24 protein-coding genes are annotated in these 17,913 nt (G+C 61.9%); 16 read left to right on the top strand and 8 right to left on the bottom strand.

The features are described 5' to 3' along the window. Positions 1 to 144: 144 nt before the first annotated feature. From ASD07_RS17510 to ASD07_RS17490, 5 genes are read right to left on the bottom strand one after another with little or no spacing between them, the layout of a single operon-like run. Positions 145 to 930 (bottom strand): molybdopterin-binding protein, encoded by a 786-nt coding sequence (locus ASD07_RS17510; RefSeq protein WP_055933129.1) that lies wholly within the window; start codon positions 928 to 930, stop codon positions 145 to 147. Continuing rightward, complete coding sequence (locus tag ASD07_RS17505) at positions 915 to 1,742, bottom strand: EI24 domain-containing protein (RefSeq protein WP_055933126.1); 828 nt, start codon at positions 1,740 to 1,742, stop codon at positions 915 to 917. The genes ASD07_RS17510 and ASD07_RS17505 overlap by 16 nt, the downstream gene beginning before the upstream one ends. Before the next feature lie 3 nt (positions 1,743 to 1,745). After that, positions 1,746 to 2,711 (bottom strand): sterol desaturase family protein, encoded by a 966-nt coding sequence (locus tag ASD07_RS17500; protein WP_055933123.1) that lies wholly within the window; start codon positions 2,709 to 2,711, stop codon positions 1,746 to 1,748. Further along, positions 2,708 to 3,472 carry a polysaccharide deacetylase family protein gene (locus ASD07_RS17495; RefSeq protein ID WP_055933120.1) on the bottom strand — a complete coding sequence of 255 codons (765 nt, stop codon included), beginning with the start codon at positions 3,470 to 3,472 and terminating at the stop codon, positions 2,708 to 2,710. The genes ASD07_RS17500 and ASD07_RS17495 overlap by 4 nt, the downstream gene beginning before the upstream one ends. Continuing rightward, complete coding sequence (locus tag ASD07_RS17490; RefSeq protein ID WP_055933117.1) at positions 3,472 to 4,440, bottom strand: cytochrome D1 domain-containing protein; 969 nt, start codon at positions 4,438 to 4,440, stop codon at positions 3,472 to 3,474. The genes ASD07_RS17495 and ASD07_RS17490 overlap by 1 nt, the downstream gene beginning before the upstream one ends. 141 nt (positions 4,441 to 4,581) lie before the next feature. Here ASD07_RS17490 and ASD07_RS17485 point away from each other — a divergent pair, with 141 nt between their 5' ends. After that, complete coding sequence (locus tag ASD07_RS17485; RefSeq protein ID WP_055933114.1) at positions 4,582 to 4,938, top strand: FKBP-type peptidyl-prolyl cis-trans isomerase; 357 nt, start codon at positions 4,582 to 4,584, stop codon at positions 4,936 to 4,938. Between the two features lie 19 nt (positions 4,939 to 4,957). On the opposite strand, the gene ASD07_RS17480 is transcribed toward ASD07_RS17485, so the two are convergent. After that, entirely contained in the window at positions 4,958 to 5,716 is a 759-nt protein-coding gene (locus ASD07_RS17480; RefSeq protein ID WP_055933111.1) for an anti-sigma factor, read from the bottom strand. Further along, positions 5,713 to 6,216 (bottom strand): RNA polymerase sigma factor, encoded by a 504-nt coding sequence (locus ASD07_RS17475; protein WP_082507390.1) that lies wholly within the window; start codon positions 6,214 to 6,216, stop codon positions 5,713 to 5,715. The genes ASD07_RS17480 and ASD07_RS17475 overlap by 4 nt, the downstream gene beginning before the upstream one ends. 89 nt (positions 6,217 to 6,305) lie before the next feature. Here ASD07_RS17475 and ASD07_RS17470 point away from each other — a divergent pair, with 89 nt between their 5' ends. The 10 genes from ASD07_RS17470 to ASD07_RS17420 all read left to right on the top strand — a co-directional run bounded on the left by ASD07_RS17470 (position 6,306) and on the right by ASD07_RS17420 (position 12,718). Then, the gene (locus tag ASD07_RS17470) at positions 6,306 to 7,646 is read left to right on the top strand and encodes a S8 family serine peptidase (RefSeq protein ID WP_055933108.1); all 1,341 of its coding nucleotides are present in this window, start codon (positions 6,306 to 6,308) and stop codon (positions 7,644 to 7,646) included. A gap of 107 nt (positions 7,647 to 7,753) precedes the next feature. Further along, complete coding sequence (locus ASD07_RS17465) at positions 7,754 to 8,659, top strand: hypothetical protein (protein ID WP_055933105.1); 906 nt, start codon at positions 7,754 to 7,756, stop codon at positions 8,657 to 8,659. Between the two features lie 172 nt (positions 8,660 to 8,831). Beyond that, positions 8,832 to 9,119, top strand: coding sequence for an HU family DNA-binding protein (locus tag ASD07_RS17460; RefSeq protein WP_028100727.1), 288 nt, complete (start codon positions 8,832 to 8,834; stop codon positions 9,117 to 9,119). A 110-nt stretch (positions 9,120 to 9,229) separates the two neighbouring features. Beyond that, a complete protein-coding gene (locus ASD07_RS32095; RefSeq protein WP_055933101.1) occupies positions 9,230 to 9,811 on the top strand; it encodes a DUF1176 domain-containing protein in 582 nt (193 codons plus the stop codon). Next, the gene (locus ASD07_RS32090; RefSeq protein ID WP_255357016.1) at positions 9,721 to 10,143 is read left to right on the top strand and encodes a DUF1176 domain-containing protein; all 423 of its coding nucleotides are present in this window, start codon (positions 9,721 to 9,723) and stop codon (positions 10,141 to 10,143) included. The genes ASD07_RS32095 and ASD07_RS32090 overlap by 91 nt, the downstream gene beginning before the upstream one ends. Before the next feature lie 86 nt (positions 10,144 to 10,229). Next, complete coding sequence (locus tag ASD07_RS17445) at positions 10,230 to 10,481, top strand: acyl-CoA-binding protein (protein ID WP_028100729.1); 252 nt, start codon at positions 10,230 to 10,232, stop codon at positions 10,479 to 10,481. Between the two features lie 81 nt (positions 10,482 to 10,562). After that, a complete protein-coding gene (locus tag ASD07_RS17440; protein ID WP_055933095.1) occupies positions 10,563 to 10,901 on the top strand; it encodes a hypothetical protein in 339 nt (112 codons plus the stop codon). Continuing rightward, positions 10,901 to 11,419, top strand: coding sequence for a DUF2867 domain-containing protein (locus tag ASD07_RS17435; protein WP_055933092.1), 519 nt, complete (start codon positions 10,901 to 10,903; stop codon positions 11,417 to 11,419). The genes ASD07_RS17440 and ASD07_RS17435 overlap by 1 nt, the downstream gene beginning before the upstream one ends. Before the next feature lie 105 nt (positions 11,420 to 11,524). Beyond that, positions 11,525 to 12,445 carry a GNAT family N-acetyltransferase gene (locus ASD07_RS32220; RefSeq protein ID WP_307144595.1) on the top strand — a complete coding sequence of 307 codons (921 nt, stop codon included), beginning with the start codon at positions 11,525 to 11,527 and terminating at the stop codon, positions 12,443 to 12,445. 3 nt (positions 12,446 to 12,448) lie between these two features. Next, positions 12,449 to 12,718, top strand: coding sequence for a hypothetical protein (locus ASD07_RS17420; protein WP_055933088.1), 270 nt, complete (start codon positions 12,449 to 12,451; stop codon positions 12,716 to 12,718). Here ASD07_RS17420 and ASD07_RS17415 read toward each other — a convergent pair. Next, the gene (locus tag ASD07_RS17415) at positions 12,715 to 12,996 is read right to left on the bottom strand and encodes a polyhydroxyalkanoic acid system family protein (RefSeq protein ID WP_055933084.1); all 282 of its coding nucleotides are present in this window, start codon (positions 12,994 to 12,996) and stop codon (positions 12,715 to 12,717) included. The two genes, ASD07_RS17420 and ASD07_RS17415, sit on opposite strands and share 4 nt — an antisense overlap. Positions 12,997 to 13,117: 121 nt before the next feature. Here ASD07_RS17415 and ASD07_RS17410 point away from each other — a divergent pair, with 121 nt between their 5' ends. The 5 genes from ASD07_RS17410 to ASD07_RS17390 all read left to right on the top strand — a co-directional run bounded on the left by ASD07_RS17410 (position 13,118) and on the right by ASD07_RS17390 (position 17,859). Further along, entirely contained in the window at positions 13,118 to 14,527 is a 1,410-nt protein-coding gene (locus ASD07_RS17410) for a hypothetical protein (RefSeq protein ID WP_055933080.1), read from the top strand. Beyond that, a complete protein-coding gene (locus ASD07_RS17405) occupies positions 14,524 to 14,802 on the top strand; it encodes a protealysin inhibitor emfourin (protein ID WP_055933076.1) in 279 nt (92 codons plus the stop codon). The genes ASD07_RS17410 and ASD07_RS17405 overlap by 4 nt, the downstream gene beginning before the upstream one ends. Positions 14,803 to 14,942: 140 nt before the next feature. Continuing rightward, a complete protein-coding gene (fdxA, locus tag ASD07_RS17400) occupies positions 14,943 to 15,266 on the top strand; it encodes a ferredoxin FdxA (protein WP_055933073.1) in 324 nt (107 codons plus the stop codon). An 81-nt stretch (positions 15,267 to 15,347) separates the two neighbouring features. Next, complete coding sequence (locus tag ASD07_RS17395) at positions 15,348 to 16,415, top strand: NAD(P)/FAD-dependent oxidoreductase (RefSeq protein ID WP_055933068.1); 1,068 nt, start codon at positions 15,348 to 15,350, stop codon at positions 16,413 to 16,415. A 208-nt stretch (positions 16,416 to 16,623) separates the two neighbouring features. Then, positions 16,624 to 17,859 (top strand): polyhydroxyalkanoate depolymerase, encoded by a 1,236-nt coding sequence (locus tag ASD07_RS17390; protein WP_055933065.1) that lies wholly within the window; start codon positions 16,624 to 16,626, stop codon positions 17,857 to 17,859. The last annotated feature ends 54 nt before the right edge of the window (positions 17,860 to 17,913 follow it).

Raw genomic sequence — 17,913 nt, 5'->3', positions numbered from 1 at the left:
TTGCACCACATCGGCGCGCACTGCACGGGGCAACTCGCAAAATATTTAAACTTCGCGTATCAGTTTCGCAAAAAAACAACGGCGCTTCACACCTTTTGTGAGCGCCGTTGCAAGAGCAGTTAACACCCTTTTCACACTGTGGATTCAGGGCTTCGCGTACTCCACTTTCAGGGCATCGAGCTCACGGCACATTTGGATAAATGCAGCCTCGCATTGGGGCGGATCGCCTTTCACACCAAGCTCGATATGGCGCCGGGTCTTGGCATCGCCCACACTTGGCAGGCTGAAGACCTTGATGCGCGGCCAGGCTGCTTCCAGGGCCAGCATCAGCGGAGTAAGTGCTGCTTCCGCTGCTTCGTACACTAACACCGATTGCTCAGCACGGGCCTCACGATTGAACAGGTCGGCGTAATGCGTGTCGAGTACCCATTCGATCATCGGCCACGCCATCACCGGGAAGCCGGGCACGAAGTAATGCGTGCCGTGCGCGAATCCAGCCACGTTGTTATACGGATTTGGAATAAGCGCCGCACCTTGCGGGAATTCGGCCATCTGCAGGCGCTGCAGGTTTTCCGCCGAAGCGAGGTCGGCAACTTCGCCTTTTTCTTCCGCCACCTGGCGCACGCGCTGCTGGATGCTGTCCTTCGCGCCCTCATGCAGCAGCAGCGGTACGCCCAGCGCGGCAGCGGCGCACTGCCGCGTATGGTCGTCCGGCGTGGCGCCGATGCCGCCGCAGGAGAACACGATATCGCCGCTGGCGAAAGTGCGTTTCAGCGTGGCGGTGATGCGCTCGCGGTCATCGCCGACGAACTCCGCCCATGACAGTTGCAGGCCGCGTTCCGCCAGCAGCTGCACCACTTTGGGGAAATGCTGGTCGGTCCGCTTGCCGGACAGGATTTCGTCGCCAATGATGATCAATCCGATTCGCATAGGCTTTCCTCAAATGGAGCATGGCGCAATTGCGCCAGCGCTTGCAGGCAATAATACTCAAACCACAGGCCGGTGAAGATGAAAATCACGACGTAGACCCAGATCGATGCCGCCAGCAGGATAGGGAAGAAGGCAATCGCCGCAGCGGCGCCGCCTACCCACACCAGGGCCGGCAGCGAACCCGCCAGGCCGGACACCACGCCGATCGACATCAGCTGCCAGCGGTGTTCGCGCTGCAGCTTGGACAATTCTTCCGCACTGGCGTAGTCGGCCAGCGCGTCATAACTCATGACGCGGCTGGTGAGCCAGCCCCACAGCAGCACGGTAGCCAGGCCCGCCAGCGGCGGGAAGACATACATCGGCAGGATGCACAGCCATGCCACCACGAAAATGCCGAAAGCGCCGAAGGCCTTGAGCACGCCGCCCAGGATGGAGCCGCCCTGCTTTTTCTCCAGCTGCGGGAAATGGCGGCCGCCGACGTGGCGCACGACGAAGGGCATGGCTGCCACGCCGATGAAAGTCATGGCCGTCACGATCATCAAGGGCAGCAGCAGGAGCAGCGCAAACAGTGGCACCAGGACGTTGCGCAAGCCATCCAGGCCGATCGATTGCAGCCAGTCGCTGGTGACGCGGTAGACCTCGAATCCAACGTAGTAGCCGTGCAGCCAGTCCAGCAGCGGCTGCAGGCCAAACCCCAGCAGCAGCGCCCACAGTGCGACTGACAAAATGAAAGGAACAATACTCAGCAATAAAATCTTGCCGTGGAACTGGGACAGCAGGGCCCTGCCGTAAGCGTTGATAACTGCGCGCATTAATTAACTCGGTTTCTTTCTCAAATATTCAAACATCCGTTTCAGGCCAAGCCATTGCTGGGCCCAAAAGCCGCGGCCGTAGTCGCGGCCCGCCAACTGGTCGCGCACGCCGGTCGCTTCGAAGCGCGGCGTGAAGTTAGCAGTGCGGAAAATAATGTCCCAAATCGGGAACAGCACGGCGAAATTGCAACCGCCCAGCGTGCCCTGCCCTTTCGATTCATGGCCGATGCCAATCGCGTGGTGCATGCGGTGGTAGCGCGGCGACACCAGCAGCCGTTCGCCGATGCGGCCGAAGTGTATACGAACATTGGCGTGTTGCAGGCTTTGCACGATACGGGACAGCGATACGAGGAGCACGTACTGGCTTGGCGGCACGCCGATGGCCAGCGCCAGCACCGCCATCACGATGTCGCGCAGCAGGTCGTCCAGCAGGTGGTTGCGGTCGTCGCTCCACAGGTTCATGTTCTGCTGGCTATGGTGCAGGCTATGCAGGCCCCACCACCAGTTGAATTTGTGCTGGGCGCGGTGGAACCAGTAATCGGCAAAGTCCAGCACCAGCAGGTAGATGGCGAAGCTGGCCAGCGGGTGCATATTGGTGACCAGGTTTTCCAGGTTGAAGGGCTGCACGCCTTCCATGTGCAGGGCGCCGGCGATGGCGTCCATCAGCGGGTCGAGCGTGAAGAACAGCAGCAGCGGGATCAGGCCGATACGCTGCAGCACGGTATAGATGAAGTCATTCCAGCGCGCGCGCCTGTCGCTGAACTGGTGCACCGGGATGGCCGCCTCCAGCGGGCGCAGCACCAGGAAGATCAGCAGCAGCTCGGCCAGCCCGATCAGCAGCCATTCGGTGCCCTCGAAGGCTTCTTCGGTGATGTCGCCCATGCCGCTGAAGTAGATGGCCGGCTGGATGGCGTTTTCAAACAGCCAGCCCTGGGCTTGGCCCAGCAGGTCCAGGAAAAATTGAATCATTTGCGGTAATCCGGGTGTTCTCTCAGGGTGGCGAAGCAGAAGCCTTTCTGCTTGAGGCCTTCAATCAGCGGTTCCAGGTTGGCCGGCGCCCAGGGGTCCTTGCGCGACCAGATGCCCATGTGGGCCACGAAGATGTCGCCGTCGCGCAGGCCGTCCAGCGCGCGCTGCAGCAATTGCGCGTTGGAGGCGCGCTCCACCGGCAGCTCGTCGCCCGAGAAGCCGGCCGGCATGGCCCATGCCGCATGCTGGTAGCCGCATGATTTGCCGGCCGCCAGCGTGCGTGCGCTGGTCTTGCCGCCGGGGGCGCGCCAGAACGGGTCCAGCGCCTTGCCGGTCAGTTCGTGGAAGCGCTGGTCGACGCGGCGCAGCTCCTCGCAATACTGCTGCGATGTCCAGTCCTGCGACTTGCCGGCGTGGGCGCCGAATTGCGGCTTGACCGTGATCTTGCCGTTGGCGGCATCGCGCACGTAGTAAGTATGATCGAAGGTGTGGCTGCCGAAAGCGTGTCCCTCGGCTACGCGGGCGCGCCAATAGGCTTGCCAGGACGGGTCCAGGCTGTAATCGCCCTTGACGGTCTTTTCGTTCGCCAGGAAGAAGGTGGCCTTGACGTTTTGCCGCGCCAGGACGGAGGCGATCAGCTCGGCCTGCGACTGGCTGCCGGTGTCAAAGGTCAGGTAGACGGTCGCGCGGCATTGCGGGCCCGCCGACGCGCCGCCGGCCGCCGCAGCGGCCAGTCCCAGCACGCAAGCCTGCCAGCGCATTACATCCTCGCGGAAGAGTTGGCGAAGAAGACGCCGTGCGGCGAACGGCCGACCGGGATCATCTTGACGACCTTTTTCTGCTGCAGGTCGATCACTGCCACTTTCTTGATCCAGCGCAGCGTGGTCCACATGTATTTGCGGTCGGCGGTGATTTCCATGCAATCCGGCCCGCCGGGCACATCGATGGTGCCGACGTTTTCCAGGGTCTTCTGGTCGATGATATTGATGGTGTTGGAGACCCGGTTCGACACATAGGTGTAGCGCCCATCGCCCAGGGCGCGGAAGTTGTGGGTGCCGGCGCCGGCCTTGATGCGCTTGACGGTCTGGCGGGTGCGCCAATCGATCACCTCGACGTAGTCGCTGCCCATGATCCCGACCAGCAGGTATTTGTCGTCCGGCGTCATGGCGATACCCGCCGGCAGCTTGCCGACCGGGATGGTCCACAGCACGTTCTGCGTCTTCAGGTCGATCGCGCTGACCTGGTCGCTGCCCTGCTGGGTGACAAAGACGGTGCTGCTCCTGGCGTCGAAAGCCACGTGGCTGGGCAGCTTGGGCAGCGGAATGCGCTTGGCCAGCGTCATTTCCTTGCCGTTGTAGGAGTAGATGTCAAGCCGGTGCAGGCGCAGCGAAGTCGCCACGAACCACTTCTGGTCCGGCGAAAAGCCGATCTGGTAAGGGTCGAGGATATCCTTGACGTGGCGCTGCACCTGGCCGGTCACCGGATCCAGGAATACCAGCTCGTTGCCCACGGCGCTGGCGACGATCAGCGACTTGTTATCGGGGGTGGCCATCAAGTGGTGGGGCTCTTTCCCCACCGGGAAGGTTTGCAGGCTCTTGTAGCTTACCTGGTCCAGCAACTGGACCGTGGCATCGCGCGAATTGAGCACGACGACAACGTTTGCCTGGACAGGCTGCACGCCTGCCAGCAAAGCTAATGAAACTGCTGCGCTACGGATACTGCGGAACATGAAAACTCGCTTATTGGTTAAGCCAACCAGTATTTTACGGTCAAACGTCTTGTATTAAGTTATTGCCGACAACATTTAATGGGTATCGGCCGTGAATGCACTACAATCGCGGCCTAAGCCCCACATTTCTAAGGAATCCACATGACTATCATCACTAACGCATCCGGCCTGCAATACGACGACATCAACGTTGGCGATGGCGCCGAAGCCAAAGCCGGCCAGAACGTCACTGTTCACTACACCGGCTGGCTGCGCAACGACGACGGCAGCAAAGGCCCGAAATTCGATTCCTCCAAGGACCGTAACGATCCGTTCGAGTTCGCCCTGGGCGCAGGCATGGTGATCCGCGGCTGGGATGAAGGCGTGCAAGGCATGAAAGTAGGCGGCACCCGCCAGCTGATCATCCCTGCTGAACTGGGCTATGGCTCGCGCGGCGCCGGCGGCGTGATTCCGCCCAACGCCACCCTGATCTTCGACGTGGAACTGCTGGGCGTTTAATCAGCCCCCGGGCGGAGGCCTAGCGCTGCCATTTGCGCTGCACGGCCTCCTGCTCCGCTTTCGCGTCCAGCGCCTGGCCGGCGATTCGCTGGTCGATCGCATCCAACACCTGCGTCGGCATATCCGCCGCCGCCTGCCGGTATTCCCCCTGCTGTGACTTACCCTGGCTTTGCACCGCCAGTTGCACCTTCCATGCGCCGCCCTGCTTGCAGGCCAGGCCCGACATTTCCTGCGCGGTGGTGAAGCTGCGGCAGTAGCTGTTATCCTGCGCCAGGAAGCTGGTGCCGATGCGCACCGGGCCGCCGCTGCCGGCCAACTGCTGGTCCAGCGCCGTCGCCAGGCGGCCTTGCGCCACCAGCACGCCATCGCGGCTGGCGATCGTTTCGCTGCGGTCGAGCGGCAGCATGCCGACGCCATAGTGGCCAGCCATCACGCCCACCATCAGCATCGCCGCTAACGCGCCCCATTCCGGCCAGGACCAGCGCCGGCCGCGGCTGGCCTTGCGCGCGGCCTGCTGCTCCGCCTCGCGCCGGGCACGCACGGAATCCAGGCTGACCACCGTAGCCTGGCGCAGCGGCTGCGCCAGCCTTGGCGGCACCGCCTCCTCCGCCACCGGGGCAAAAGCGGCAAAGACGTCGTTGCGCATGGCTTTGTGCTGGGCCACGCGGCGCGCCAGCGCGGCATCCTTGCGCATGGCGTCTTCCACCGCACGGCGGGTCACCTCATCCAGTTCACCGTCGGCATAAGCCATCAAGGTCTCGTCGGAAAAACTCTTCATACCGTCCTCGCTTGTTCCGATAACATTTCTTGCAACGCCGTGCGGGCGCGCGCCAGGCGGCTGGTCAGGGTGCCGACCGGGATTTCCAGCACTTCAGCTGCCTCTTTATATGGCAGGCCTTCCACCAGCACCAGGCCGACCACCAGCCGGTGTTCCTCGCTCAGCAGGCTGACAGCCTTTTGCACCGCCATCCGCTGCTGGTGAGCTTCGGCATAATCGTCCCCTACGTGCTCACCCTCCTCCTCCGGCGCAAACAGCTCGCTGCGGCGGGTACGGGAGCGCACTTCGTCAATCCAGGCATTTTTAATAATGCGGAACAACCAGCTATCCAGGCGGGTTCCCGGCTGGTAAGAGCTGCTGTGCACGATCGCGCGCTCCACGGAGAGCTGGACCAGGTCGTCGGCATCTTCGCGGTGCCAGGCCAGGGTACGGGCGAAACGCCGCAGCCGCGGCAACAGTGTGGCGATTTCCTCGTGCAGGGAGCTATCGTTGTCCATCATATGAAGATAACGAACGGGGCGGGGATTTTCTTCCCTCTCTCCATCGTTAATACAGAATAGATACCGTTAGCCTATATTATCATCCGACCATGCCAACCTTGCGCCCGACTTATTCCCTGTTGCGTACATGCCGCTGCCTGCTGCTGGCCCTCGGTTTACTGGCTGGCGCAGGACAGGCGGCAGCGCAAATCGGCCGGCCGGGATTGCCGCAGTTGCCGGGCGGCCTGTCGCCACGCCTGGGCGACAACGGCTTGCGCGATCGCCTGCGCGAGAAGCTGCTGGATTCCACCGAACTGCCGCGCAAGGTGGCGCCGGACCAGCTTCGGTCGCTGAATGTGCGCGAATTGTTGCAGCGGCATCCAGCCCTGCTGGAGCCGGACCCTGCCGGATTCCCGATCGTGCGCAGGGAGATCCTGGCGTGGTCGCCATCCGGCGCCGGACTTGCGGCCGCCGCCGCCGCCGGGATGACGGTGGCCGGCCGGCAGGATATGCCGCAGCTCGGGCAGTCGCTGGTGACGTTGCGGGTGCCGGATGGTGTCGCTACGGCGGATGCGCTGGCCATGCTGCGCGCTGCCGATCCTGGCGGCAGCTACGATTTCAACCATGTGTATACAGGTGCCGATGCGGCGGGCGGCACATCGGCCCTGTCCCCGCCTGGCGCGGCGCGGATGGAGACTGGCGGCGGCGACGTACGCGTGGGGCTGGTCGACAGCGGCATCGATGACCGCCACGAGGTGTTCGAAAACTCCCGTATCGTGCGCTGGGGCTGCGACGGCGCGACGCACCCGGCTGCCCATGGCACGGCGGTTGGCGCCCTGATGATCGGCAAGTCCGAAAGGTTCAGGGGCGCGGCGCCGAGCGCCAAGCTGTATGCCGCAGATATCTATTGCGACCAGCCGAGCGGCGGCTCGGCAAGCCAGATCGTGCAGGCGCTGGCCTGGCTGGCGAAAGAACAGGTCGGCGTCATCAATATCAGCCTGGTCGGCCCGCCCAACCAGATGCTGGGCCGCGTGGTGCAGGCAATGGTGGCACGCGGCCACCTGTTGGTGGCGGCCGTGGGCAACGACGGCCCGGCCGCTCCTCCTCTTTATCCGGCCAGCTACCCCGGCGTGGTAGGCGTCACGGGGATTGACCCGAAACGGCATCCGCTGCCGGAGGCTGCGCGCGGTCCGCAAGTGATGTTTGCGGCGCCGGGCAGCCAGATGGCGGCCGCCGCTATCGGCACTCCGCCATACAAGCTGGTGCGCGGAACCAGTTTCGCCGCGCCGCTGGTGGCGGCGCTGCTGGCGCCGCGCCTGCCTTCCCCCTCCCCGGCGCAAGCGGCCAGCGCGCTGGCTGCCTTGGCAGCCGGCGCCAGCGCAGCCGGCGACGGCACCGGCCGCGGCGTGGTCGGCGAAAACCTGCGCACTCCCCCTTCCGCCTTCCGCTGAAAAAGTTTTTTGAATTTTTTTTCGGATGAATGGAAGAAATCCCGAACCTGGTTCGTTCTCTGTATGTAAGCGGCGGATTTCCCGCAGCCAGACCAAGGAGAACTGATATGAAAACCAACATCGCAACCCTCATCCGCGCTGCCTTTATCGCTGCCGCCAGCGCCGCATCCATCGCCCACGCCGGCCCTCTCGGCGGCGCGCTTGGCGGAAATATCGGCGGCGGCATCGGTGGTGCTTTCGGTGGCGGCATGGGTTCAATGCGCGGCGGAATGACCGGCGATATCGCCGGCAGTACCATGCGCGGCGGCCGTGCTGGTGCGGATATCGCGGGCAATGCGGCGGGCAGTGCCGCTGCCAACGCCTCTCGCACAGCTGCTGCCGATTCGGCGGCAAACAACGCTGCCCGGCGCGGCCTGGATGCCAGCGGCGCAGCGAACGGCACTGCCAACCTGGCCGGCAACCTCGCGCGCAATGCCGGCGCGGCCGGCGGCAACGCTGACGGTGCCGCAAATGGCGCCGCCAACCAAGCCTCGAATAGCGCAGCAGGCAGCAATGCCAGCGGCAATTCGAATGGCGCGGCCAGCGGTAGTGCGAATGGACTGGTTGGCGGACTGGCAGGCGGAGCGGCAGGCGCTCATTCCCTCGGCGCCCAGGCTGCACGCAATGCCGGCGCCGTCAGCGGCAGCGCCGACAGCGCGGCAAACAGCGCGCCAGGCGTTACTTCGGACGGCGGAAAATCCGGTTCCGCTTCAGGCAGTGGAAGCACTTCGTCCGGCTTGGGTGCAAACCTGGTGCGCAGCGCCGACCGCCAGGCAAACGCCTCGGCAAACAGCTCGGCGAACAGTTCCGCCAATGCCAGCAAAGCCCCCCGCAGCAGCGGTGGCAATGGCGGCGGCAGCAGCCAATCCGCACCGCAGCAGTCGCCGAAAAGCGCTTCCGCCAACGCAAGTGTCAACGCCGGTTTCAACGCTCAAGCCGGCAGAAACACCGCAGTTGAAGGCTCCGCACAATGATGCACCAAGCCGGGGCGGGGCGGCGAAAAAGCTTAAACTAGCTGAGGTTTTCGCCAGAATCCGTCCCGTATTTCGTGGCGAGCCAGTCACTATATGGGCTTCTTCAAAAACGGTACACACTTTTTTCAATTAATGTGCTAATCTGCGCGCTCCATTAACCAAGGAGGTAGTAATGAAAAAAGGCGAACTGATTGCAGAATTTGCGAAGCGTACCGAAATGTCCGGCGCAGCTGCTAACGAAGCAATTAACACCCTGATCGCGATCGTTACCGAGCGTCTGAAAAAGGGCGACACCGTTGGCATCACCGGTTTCGGCACCTTCTCCGTCGCCAAGCGCGCAGCGCGCAAAGGCCGCAACCCGGCAACCGGCGAAGCGATCAAGATCGCTGCATCCAAGACCCCTAAGTTCTCGGCTGGCGCGACCCTGAAAGCCGCTGTGAACCCAACCAAGAAGAAGTAATTCTTCGGGCTTACCGCCAGAACGGCGGTTCAAGGCTGGCCAAAAATGGCTTGTCTTGAACCGCCGTTTTTTATTGTGCGGCGCACACCGCACCAACTACAGGAAAATCGATGCGCCTGATTTTTGCCCTCGCCACGGCGCTGCTGCCGCTGTACGCCATCGCTTTCAGCCCGTCCGGACTGTACTTCGCACACAAGGAATGGGAGCTGGCCTGCGACAACACCGGCACCTGCCGCGCAGCCGGATACGGTGGCGACCGCATTGACGGCCTCTCGGCCTCCGTTCTTCTGACCAGGCAAGCTGGCGCCAGCCAGCAAGTCAACGGACAGTTCATGCTCGCCCATGCTGACATGAATGACGCGAAGGAACGCTTGCCGGCAAAATTCAAGCTCGAACTCTGGATCAACGACACGGCAGCGGGATCGCTGGAATTTGTCAAGGAAACGATGGTGGCCGAGCTTTCGCAGGCGCAGGTTGCGGCGCTACTGGACGCTTTGCCGGACCATGCCGCCGTCGAACTGCTCCGGGAAAACGAGCTATGGGGAGTAGTATCGGATACAGGCGCCGCAGCGGTCTTCCTGAAGATGCCGATGGCCGCTTCATCTCGCAGCGCCGCAAGCCCCTGGTTGCGGCACTGCGCGCCAGCGCGAAGCCGGATGAATGCGAAGAACTGTTTGAAGACGAGAAGCTGAGTGCGCTCAGAGCGGTCCGGCTCTCCTCCACCAAAATGCTGGTATCCATGCGCTGCTGGATAGCGGCCTACAACGCCGGAGCCGGTTACTGGGTGGTCAGCGACAAGCCGCCATTCCGGCCTGTGCTGGTGACCACCACCGCCGCCGACTATGCCGCAGGCAAGATCCGAGAGCTTCACAAGGGACGTGGTCGCGGTGACTGCTGGGAGTTCAAAACCAGAGGCTGGAACGGCAAGCAATTCCAGCTCATCGCGGCATCCACGACTGGCATGTGCCGGATGATTGCCCCCGATGGCGCCTGGTCCCTGCCAACCGTGGTGACGCAGGAGTAGCGAATTTGGAGCCTATACTCTAAGGCAGGGCAAGTTTTCTTTTGTATGATGGCGCTTCACACACCCCACTATCCAAAGGTAAAACCATGAGCCTGCAAGAACAGTTTGACCAAGCGATGGCCGATTCCAAGAACCTGCCGGAACGCCCAGACAATATGACGCTGCTGAAGATCTACGCCCTGTTCAAGCAAGGCTCGGCAGGCGATGCTACCGGCGAGCGTCCAGGCATGACTGATTTCGTCAACCGCGCCAAGTTCGACGCATGGGCAGCGCTGGCCGGCACCAGCCAGGACGACGCCAAGCAGCAGTACATCGACCTGATCGAAAGCCTGAAGTAATCTTCCCGCTTCCGGCGCTGCGCTTGTCAAAACCGGCGCGGCGCTGCACACTGCAGCATTTGCAAAATAAATAATAGTCAAATGCTGGATAACCACTCCAAAATCGCCGCGATCGTCCACATCGTCCTCGGCTTCCTCTCTTTGCTGTTATTGGCATGCATGGCCGTCTTCTTCCGCGCTTTGGCGGAAATCGTCCGCAATGCCCCAAATGTCGTTGAATTCATCATGGGTGCGGGCAGCATCATTTTTGGCGTACTGGTTGCGCTTTGCCTGCTGCAAATCGGCTCCGCCATCGCATACTTGAATGGATCGCGCGCCGCTCGCACACCGCTGATCATCTTCAGCATTTTCGCCCTGTTCAATGTTCCGGTCGGCACGGTCGTTGGCGGCTATTCCTTGTGGGCGCTGCTGCGCAAGTGATGCACGGTGCAGTCACTTCAGGCGCGGCGCCGGCCGGCAGCCAGGCCAGCCTGCTCCTGCCGGGTGCTTATTTCCATGACTGCTACCAGATCGCGGCACCGGACGCCGACATCTGCGCGCTGGAGCTTTATCTGCAGGTTGTAGGCCAGACACCTGGCTGGGTGAACCGGCTCATGGCAGTACGTAACCGGCTGGCCGGCCTGGTCGGCCTGAAAAACCTGGGCCACCTGGGCGCTTTGCGCACCGCTAAACCGCTTACTGGGTATCGCGTCGGCGACCGTGTTGGCATCTTCTCCCTGCTTTACCTGTCGCCGGACGAAGTGCTGCTGGGCGACTCGGACAAGCACCTGGACGTGGTGCTGTCCGTCTGCAAAGCGCCGCAAGGTGCGGTCAGCGTCACCACCGTAGTCCATATCCATAACTGGCTGGGGCGCCTGTACATGCTGCCGGTCGCACCGCTGCACAAGATCATCGTCAAGACCATGCTGAAGAGGACGGCATCGCTGCGCCTGGCCTGATTTTTTCCCGCCACGACGGCCTGCGCCTGCCCGGTGGCGCGCGGGCTAGCCACCGCTTCCAGCAGGCATGCTAGAGTTGCGCTTTTTATAATCCGACGCCAACGCATGACACTTCAATTCCGCCGCGCGACGACTGCCGATATCCCCGCCATGGGCGCAATCAGGCTGGCCGTGCGCGAAAATGCGCTGTCCAATCCGGCACGCATTACGCAACAGATGTATGAGGATTACCTTGAGCGCCTGGGCCGGGGCTGGGTGTGCGAGCGCGATGGCATCGTCATCGGATTCTCTTACGCAGCGCGTGACGACAGTTCAATCTGGGCGCTGTTCGTCGATCCGGCGCATGAGGGGCTGGGCGCAGGCAAGCGCCTTTTGCAGCTCGCGGCCGACTGGCTCTTCGCCAGCGGCGCGCACGCGGTAAGCCTTTCCACCGCTGCCGGCACCCGCGCCGATCGCCTCTACCAGGCCCTGGGCTGGCAGCGCGGGGAAGCAGGGGATGACGGCAACGTCCACTACCGTCTTGCGCGTGGAACGACGATCCGCCGCGCGGAGGCGGGCGACCTTGATGCCATGTGGGCCATCTTCCAGCCGCTGCTGTCTGGCGGCGATTCCTTCCCATTCGGCGCCGGGTTCGAGAAATCCACCTTCCAGCTACACTGGTTCAGCAGCCACCCGGCTTACGTTGCCTGCGCGGGCGAGCGGATCCTCGGCATGTACAAGATGGGCGCAATCTATCCCGACCACGGTGCACACGTCGCCAGCGCGACTTACGCCGTCGCCACGCAGGCGCAAGGTAAAGGCATTGGCCGCGCGCTGGTCGAGCACAGCCTGGCGCAGGCGCGGCGCGAAGGCTTCCTGGCGATGCAGTTCAATTACGTCGTCAGCACGAATGCGCCGGCGGTGGCCTTGTATCGCAAGCTGGGCTTCAGTATCGCCGGCACCTTACCGCAAGCGTTCCGACACGGCGAACAGGGGCTGGTCGACGCATACGTGTTGCACCGATTCCTTGAGGCGGATCAGTCATGAAGAATGCGGCGCATCAAATGGACGCACCTGGTCTACTTTTCGAACGGGCCAGTACTGTTGATCCGCGCGGAAAAGGAACGCGTGCTATTTGGATTCTGGCGCGGCAAGCGTTTGCTGCATCTTGAGCCGCGCATGACCGGCGGCGGCAAATATGAGTTACGCCCACTGGCACTGCGAAGGGAAACGCAACTCGAGCGCGCAACCGTACTGGAACTGGTGCGCGCTGCGGTGGCACTGAACGAAACGGTGGGCGATCCCACCGGGACTGCTTAAGCCGAAGCGAATACCGAACGCATCTTCTCGGCAACCTTACCTTCGATGGCGCTCTTGAAGGCGCCCATCAGGAAGCCGAGCTTGATATTCATGTGGGCGGCGCTCTCGGCCAGTGTCAGCGTGCCTTCCACGCCGCTGCGGCCGAATTTCAGGGTATCGCCATGCCATTGGCAGGCCAGGTCGAATTCCTTGGCAATACGTTGTGCGACTTGTTCTGCTGCTGCGCGCGCTTGCGCAGGTTCCAGGCTGTGGGCTTGGGTGATGTTGATATCGGCCATACTCTGCTAATCAAAAAGCACAAAAGGCGCTATTTTAACGCACACACCTTTGTGCTGGATCAAAGGGCAGCGCCGCCGACAGGGTAACCATGGTCATTCAACCGCCCTTGGGAGAGTGATCATGGATGAGAATATGTGCATGACTTTGCCTGTCAGCTTTGTGCCGACGCCATCCGCCCTGTACCGCGCGCACCGCAAGTCGGCGCAACTGCTACAGCAGCCCAGCCTGCCACGCCTGAAAGATACCGCGTTGCCCACGCGTCCCGCCGCTGCGCCGCCCGCCGGTGCGCGGGTGCTGATCTGGAAACAGGATCCGTCCGTGAACGAACTCGGCACCCGCAAGATTTTCCTGCCCGGCGTGATCCTGGAAGGCCCGCGCGATGCCCGCGTCACTTACGGCCAGCCCGGCATTGCGCCGGTCAGCCCGAATGCCTTCGGCGACTTCATCATGGCGCCGGACACCGACCAGTTCGACGCAGTGCACGCGTTTGCCGTGGTGCGCTCGACCCTGACCATGTACCAGCGCGTACTGTCGCGCGCCGAGCAAAACGCCCCCCTGCCCTGGGCCTGGAACAGCAGCCACAACACCGACCCACTGGAAGTCTTCCCGCACGGCTTGCCGAATGTGATGAACGCCTACTACAGCCGCAACGACCGCGCCCTGAAGTTCGGCGACTTCGTGCCGACCGGATCAAGCGGCCGCGTGTTTACCTGCCGCTCCTTCGATATCGTGTCGCACGAGACCGGCCACGCCGTGCTGGACGGGCTGAAACCGAAGTGGATCCTGAACAGCGCGCCGCCGCAAACGGGCGGCCTGCACGAATCGTTTGGCGACCTGACCGCGATTTTCCTGGCCCTGTCCCAGCTCGACCAGGTGGAAGCGGTGATCGCGCAAACCAAGGCCGACCTGCACGACAAGACCTTCCTGGCGGATATGGCGGAGCAGTTCGGCCTGGCGCTCGGCCGACCGAACGGCTTGCGCAATGCCGACAACGACCTCAAGCTGTCGGAGACGGGCAACGAGGTCCATGCCATCTCGCAGGTGTTTACCGGCGCCATCTATGACATCCTGGCCGACATCTTCGGCTTCGAGCGCGCCCCGGGCTTGCGCGACGATGCCGCAGTGCTGCACAGCGTTGCCGGCTATCTATGCAGCCTGGTGCTGCGTTCGCTGGTTGCTGCCCCCGACTCCAACGCCAAATACGCCGATGTGGTAAACCAGATGCTGCGTATCGCAGCGGAAGACGGCAAACCGGTCGACTATGCCAACTTCATCCGCAACCGCTTCGCCCTGCGCGAAGTGGTGGTATCGCCGCTGCCGCTGACCGAGGACCAGCCGCAAAACCTGGAACTGCCGGCAATGGTGGAAGATGCGCCCGACGCGCGCCAGGACCGCCGCGCCTGCTGCGGCACCATGAACCATGCCGAATATTTCGACCTGGAAAGCGTACTCGATGCCGAGCGCCAGGCTTTGGCCGCCTGGTGCAAGAATTACAGTAGCCGTCACGGGGAGGTAGTCACTGAAAAATGAAGATCAGCGCGTCGGGCGGGGGCGGCTTTGCCGGCCTCAGCCAGCACTTTGAAGTTGACACGGAGATAAGCCCGGCCGGTCCCGCGCTGGAGGCGGCCCTCGCCTCCAGTGGTTTTTTCACCTCCGCGGAAAATTTTTCGCCCCCGATTGGCGCTGATTTGGGGCAATGGACTATCACAGCCGATGACGGCCGTCGACGACATAGCTTAAGCTTTGTCGAGACCGGCGGTCCGCCCTGGCAAAATCTGCTCGATTTGATCCGTTCTACTGCTTGAAAGCAAGACTGTTAGAGGCACGCCACGAATTTGCTTATTTAGATTGTATCTAAGCCCGAATTGTGAGAAATAGCGGATTGCCTTAAAATACAGTGCTTTGCTGAGCTTTTCTCCAGCGCTTCAATATAGATAGGACTGTTATGACCCACGTTGTCACCGAATCCTGCATCGCCTGCCGCTATACCGACTGCGTCGATGTTTGCCCGGTAGATTGCTTCCGCGAAGGCCCGAACTTCCTGACCATTGACCCGGACGAGTGCATCGACTGCGCCGTGTGCGTGGCCGAATGCCCGGTCAACGCCATCTTCGCCGAAGAAGACGTGCCGTCCGACCAGCAGCAATACATCAAGATCAATGCCGACTTGTCGCGCAACTGGCCTTCGATCACCAAGACCAAGCCTGCCCTGCCGGAAGCCGAGCAGTTCAAGGACGTCAAGGAAAAGGCCCACTTGCTGAAGCGTTAATCGCTTCCAGCAGCCTGTTATTCACCGTGCAACACCGCGCCTGACGCGGTGTTCGCTTATTCAGATGGAATGAGAATCGTTATGAATGTCGTCAGCACCCCACCAGGCGGTCTCCACGAGACCGATGCAGTCATCATCGGCGCCGGCCCAGTCGGCCTGTTCCAGGTCTTCGAACTCGGCCTGCTGGAGATCAAAGCCCACGTGATCGACTCGCTCAGCGCCGTTGGCGGCCAGTGCGTGGAACTGTACCCGGACAAGCCGATCTACGACATTCCAGCCATTCCATCGTGCACCGGGCAGGAACTGACCGACGGCCTGCTGAAGCAGATCGAGCCGTTCGGCGCGACCTACCACCTGGGCCAGGAAGTGACCGTCGTGCAAAAGCGCGAAGACGGCCGTTTCGACGTCGAGACCTCGCTGGGCACCAAGCTCATCACCAAGACCATCTTCATCGCAGCCGGCGTGGGCTCGTTCCAGCCGCGCACCATGAAGGTTGACGGCATCGAAGCCTTCGAAGGCTCGCAGCTGTTCTACCGCGTCAAAAACCCGGCCCAGTTCGAAGGCAAGAACCTGGTGATCTGCGGCGGCGGCGACTCCGCGCTGGACTGGGCGCTGAACTTCGTCGGCAAAGCCGAATCCGTGGTACTGCTGCACCGCCGTGACGACTTCCGCGCTGCGCCAGCCTCCGTGGCCAAGATGAAGCAGCTGTGCGACGAATACGAGATGCAGCTGATCGTCGGCCAGGTGTCGGGCATCGAAACCAGGGATGACAAACTGTCCGAACTGCGCGTGACCGGCGCCGACGGCGTGACCCGCCGCGTGCCGCTGGACATGCTGCTGGTGTTCTACGGCCTGTCGCCAAAACTGGGCCCGATCGCCGAGTGGGGCCTGGATATCGAGCGCAAACAGCTGAAAGTGGTCTCGACCGAGAAGTTCGAAACCAATGTGCCAGGCATCTTCGCCGTGGGCGACATCAACACCTACCCAGGCAAGAAAAAGCTGATCCTGTCGGGCTTCCACGAGGCCGCACTGGCCGCTTTCGGCGCTGCACCATATATCTTCCCGGACAAGAAGATCCATATGCAATACACCACCACGTCGCCAAAACTCCACAAGGTGCTGGGCGTCGAAACCCCGGTGTTCGACTGATCCGACTGATTCCTCGGACGCATCCTACAAAAAAGCAGCGGAAACGCTGCTTTTTTTATTTTCAAGCTCGTATTATGTTGGAATCATAAGGTCTTAGCCCTTGCTCATGTACTTTCTGGGAGGTACTGCGGAATGCTGTAGGTCATGTATAAATGGCCTATAATTGAATCATCTTTGCGCATTGCCACAATTTTCAGCGGGACATACTATGCTTTACCAATTGCACGAAATGCAACGCTCTCTCCTGCACCCATTGATGCAGTGGGCTGAAGCCTCGTCCAAGCTGTTCACCAATCCTGTTTCGCCTTTCGCCCACACGCCGTTCTCGCAGCGTATCGCCGCGGGCTACGAATTGATGTACCGCCTGGGCAAGGAATACGAGAAGCCGGAATTCGGCATCGAGCAGGCTGTGGTCAATGGCAAGCAAGTCCATATCGACGAACGCATTGTCGAAAACAAACCCTTCTGCAAGCTGCTGCACTTCCGCAAGGATTTGAGCGAAAAGGAGTTCAAGGCCCTCAAGCAGCCGACCGTGCTGCTGGTAGCGCCGCTGTCCGGCCACCATGCGACGCTGCTGCGCGACACCGTACAGTCCCTGTTGTCCGAACATGACGTCTACATCACCGACTGGATCGACGCGCGCCTGGTGCCGCTGTCGGCCGGCCCGTTCCACCTGGACGACTATGTGCGGTATGTGCAGGAATTCATCCGCCTGCTCGGCCCTGACCTGCACGTGATTTCCGTCTGCCAGCCGACAGTCCCGGTGATGGCGGCGATATCCCTGATGGCCAGCGCCAAGGATCCGAAACTGCCGAAGACCATGACGATGATGGGCGGCCCGATCGATCCGCGCAAGTCGCCGACCCAAGTCAACAACCTGGCAGTGGAAAAGAAGTTTTCCTGGTTCGAAAACACCGTGATTTATGCGGTGCCGCCTAACTATCCGGGCTTTGGCCGCAAGGTGTACCCAGGCTTCCTGCAGCACGCCGGCTTTATCGCCATGAACCCTGGGCGCCACGCCCAGTCGCACCGCGAGTTCTACATGCACCTGGTGCGCGGCGACGACGAGCCGGCGGAATCGCACCGCAAGTTCTACGACGAATACAACGCAGTGCTGGACATGCCGGCCGAGTACTACCTCGACACGATCAAGACGGTGTTCCAGGACTTCAGCCTGCCGCAAGGCACCTGGGAAGTGGACGGCGTGTTTGTGCGTCCGCAGGATATCAAGAACGTGGCGCTGTTGACCGTGGAAGGCGAACTGGATGATATTTCCGGCGCCGGCCAGACGCAGGCCGCACACGACCTGTGCTCCGGCATTCCGGCCAATATGCAGGAAGACTTCGTGGTACCGGGCGCCGGCCACTACGGCATCTTCTCCGGCCGCCGCTGGCGCGAGATGGTTTGCCCGCGTATCTCATCGTTCATTAAAAAACACGGCTGAGGGCTCCAGCCCTTCAGCCGGCCGGGTCCGCGTGCCCGGCTTTTATTACGGCAA

Origin of the sequence: Duganella sp. Root336D2 (genome assembly GCF_001425005.1) — a bacterium.
GTDB lineage: Bacteria > Pseudomonadota > Gammaproteobacteria > Burkholderiales > Burkholderiaceae_D > Rugamonas.
This window is presented reverse-complemented; position numbering and strand designations above follow the sequence as displayed.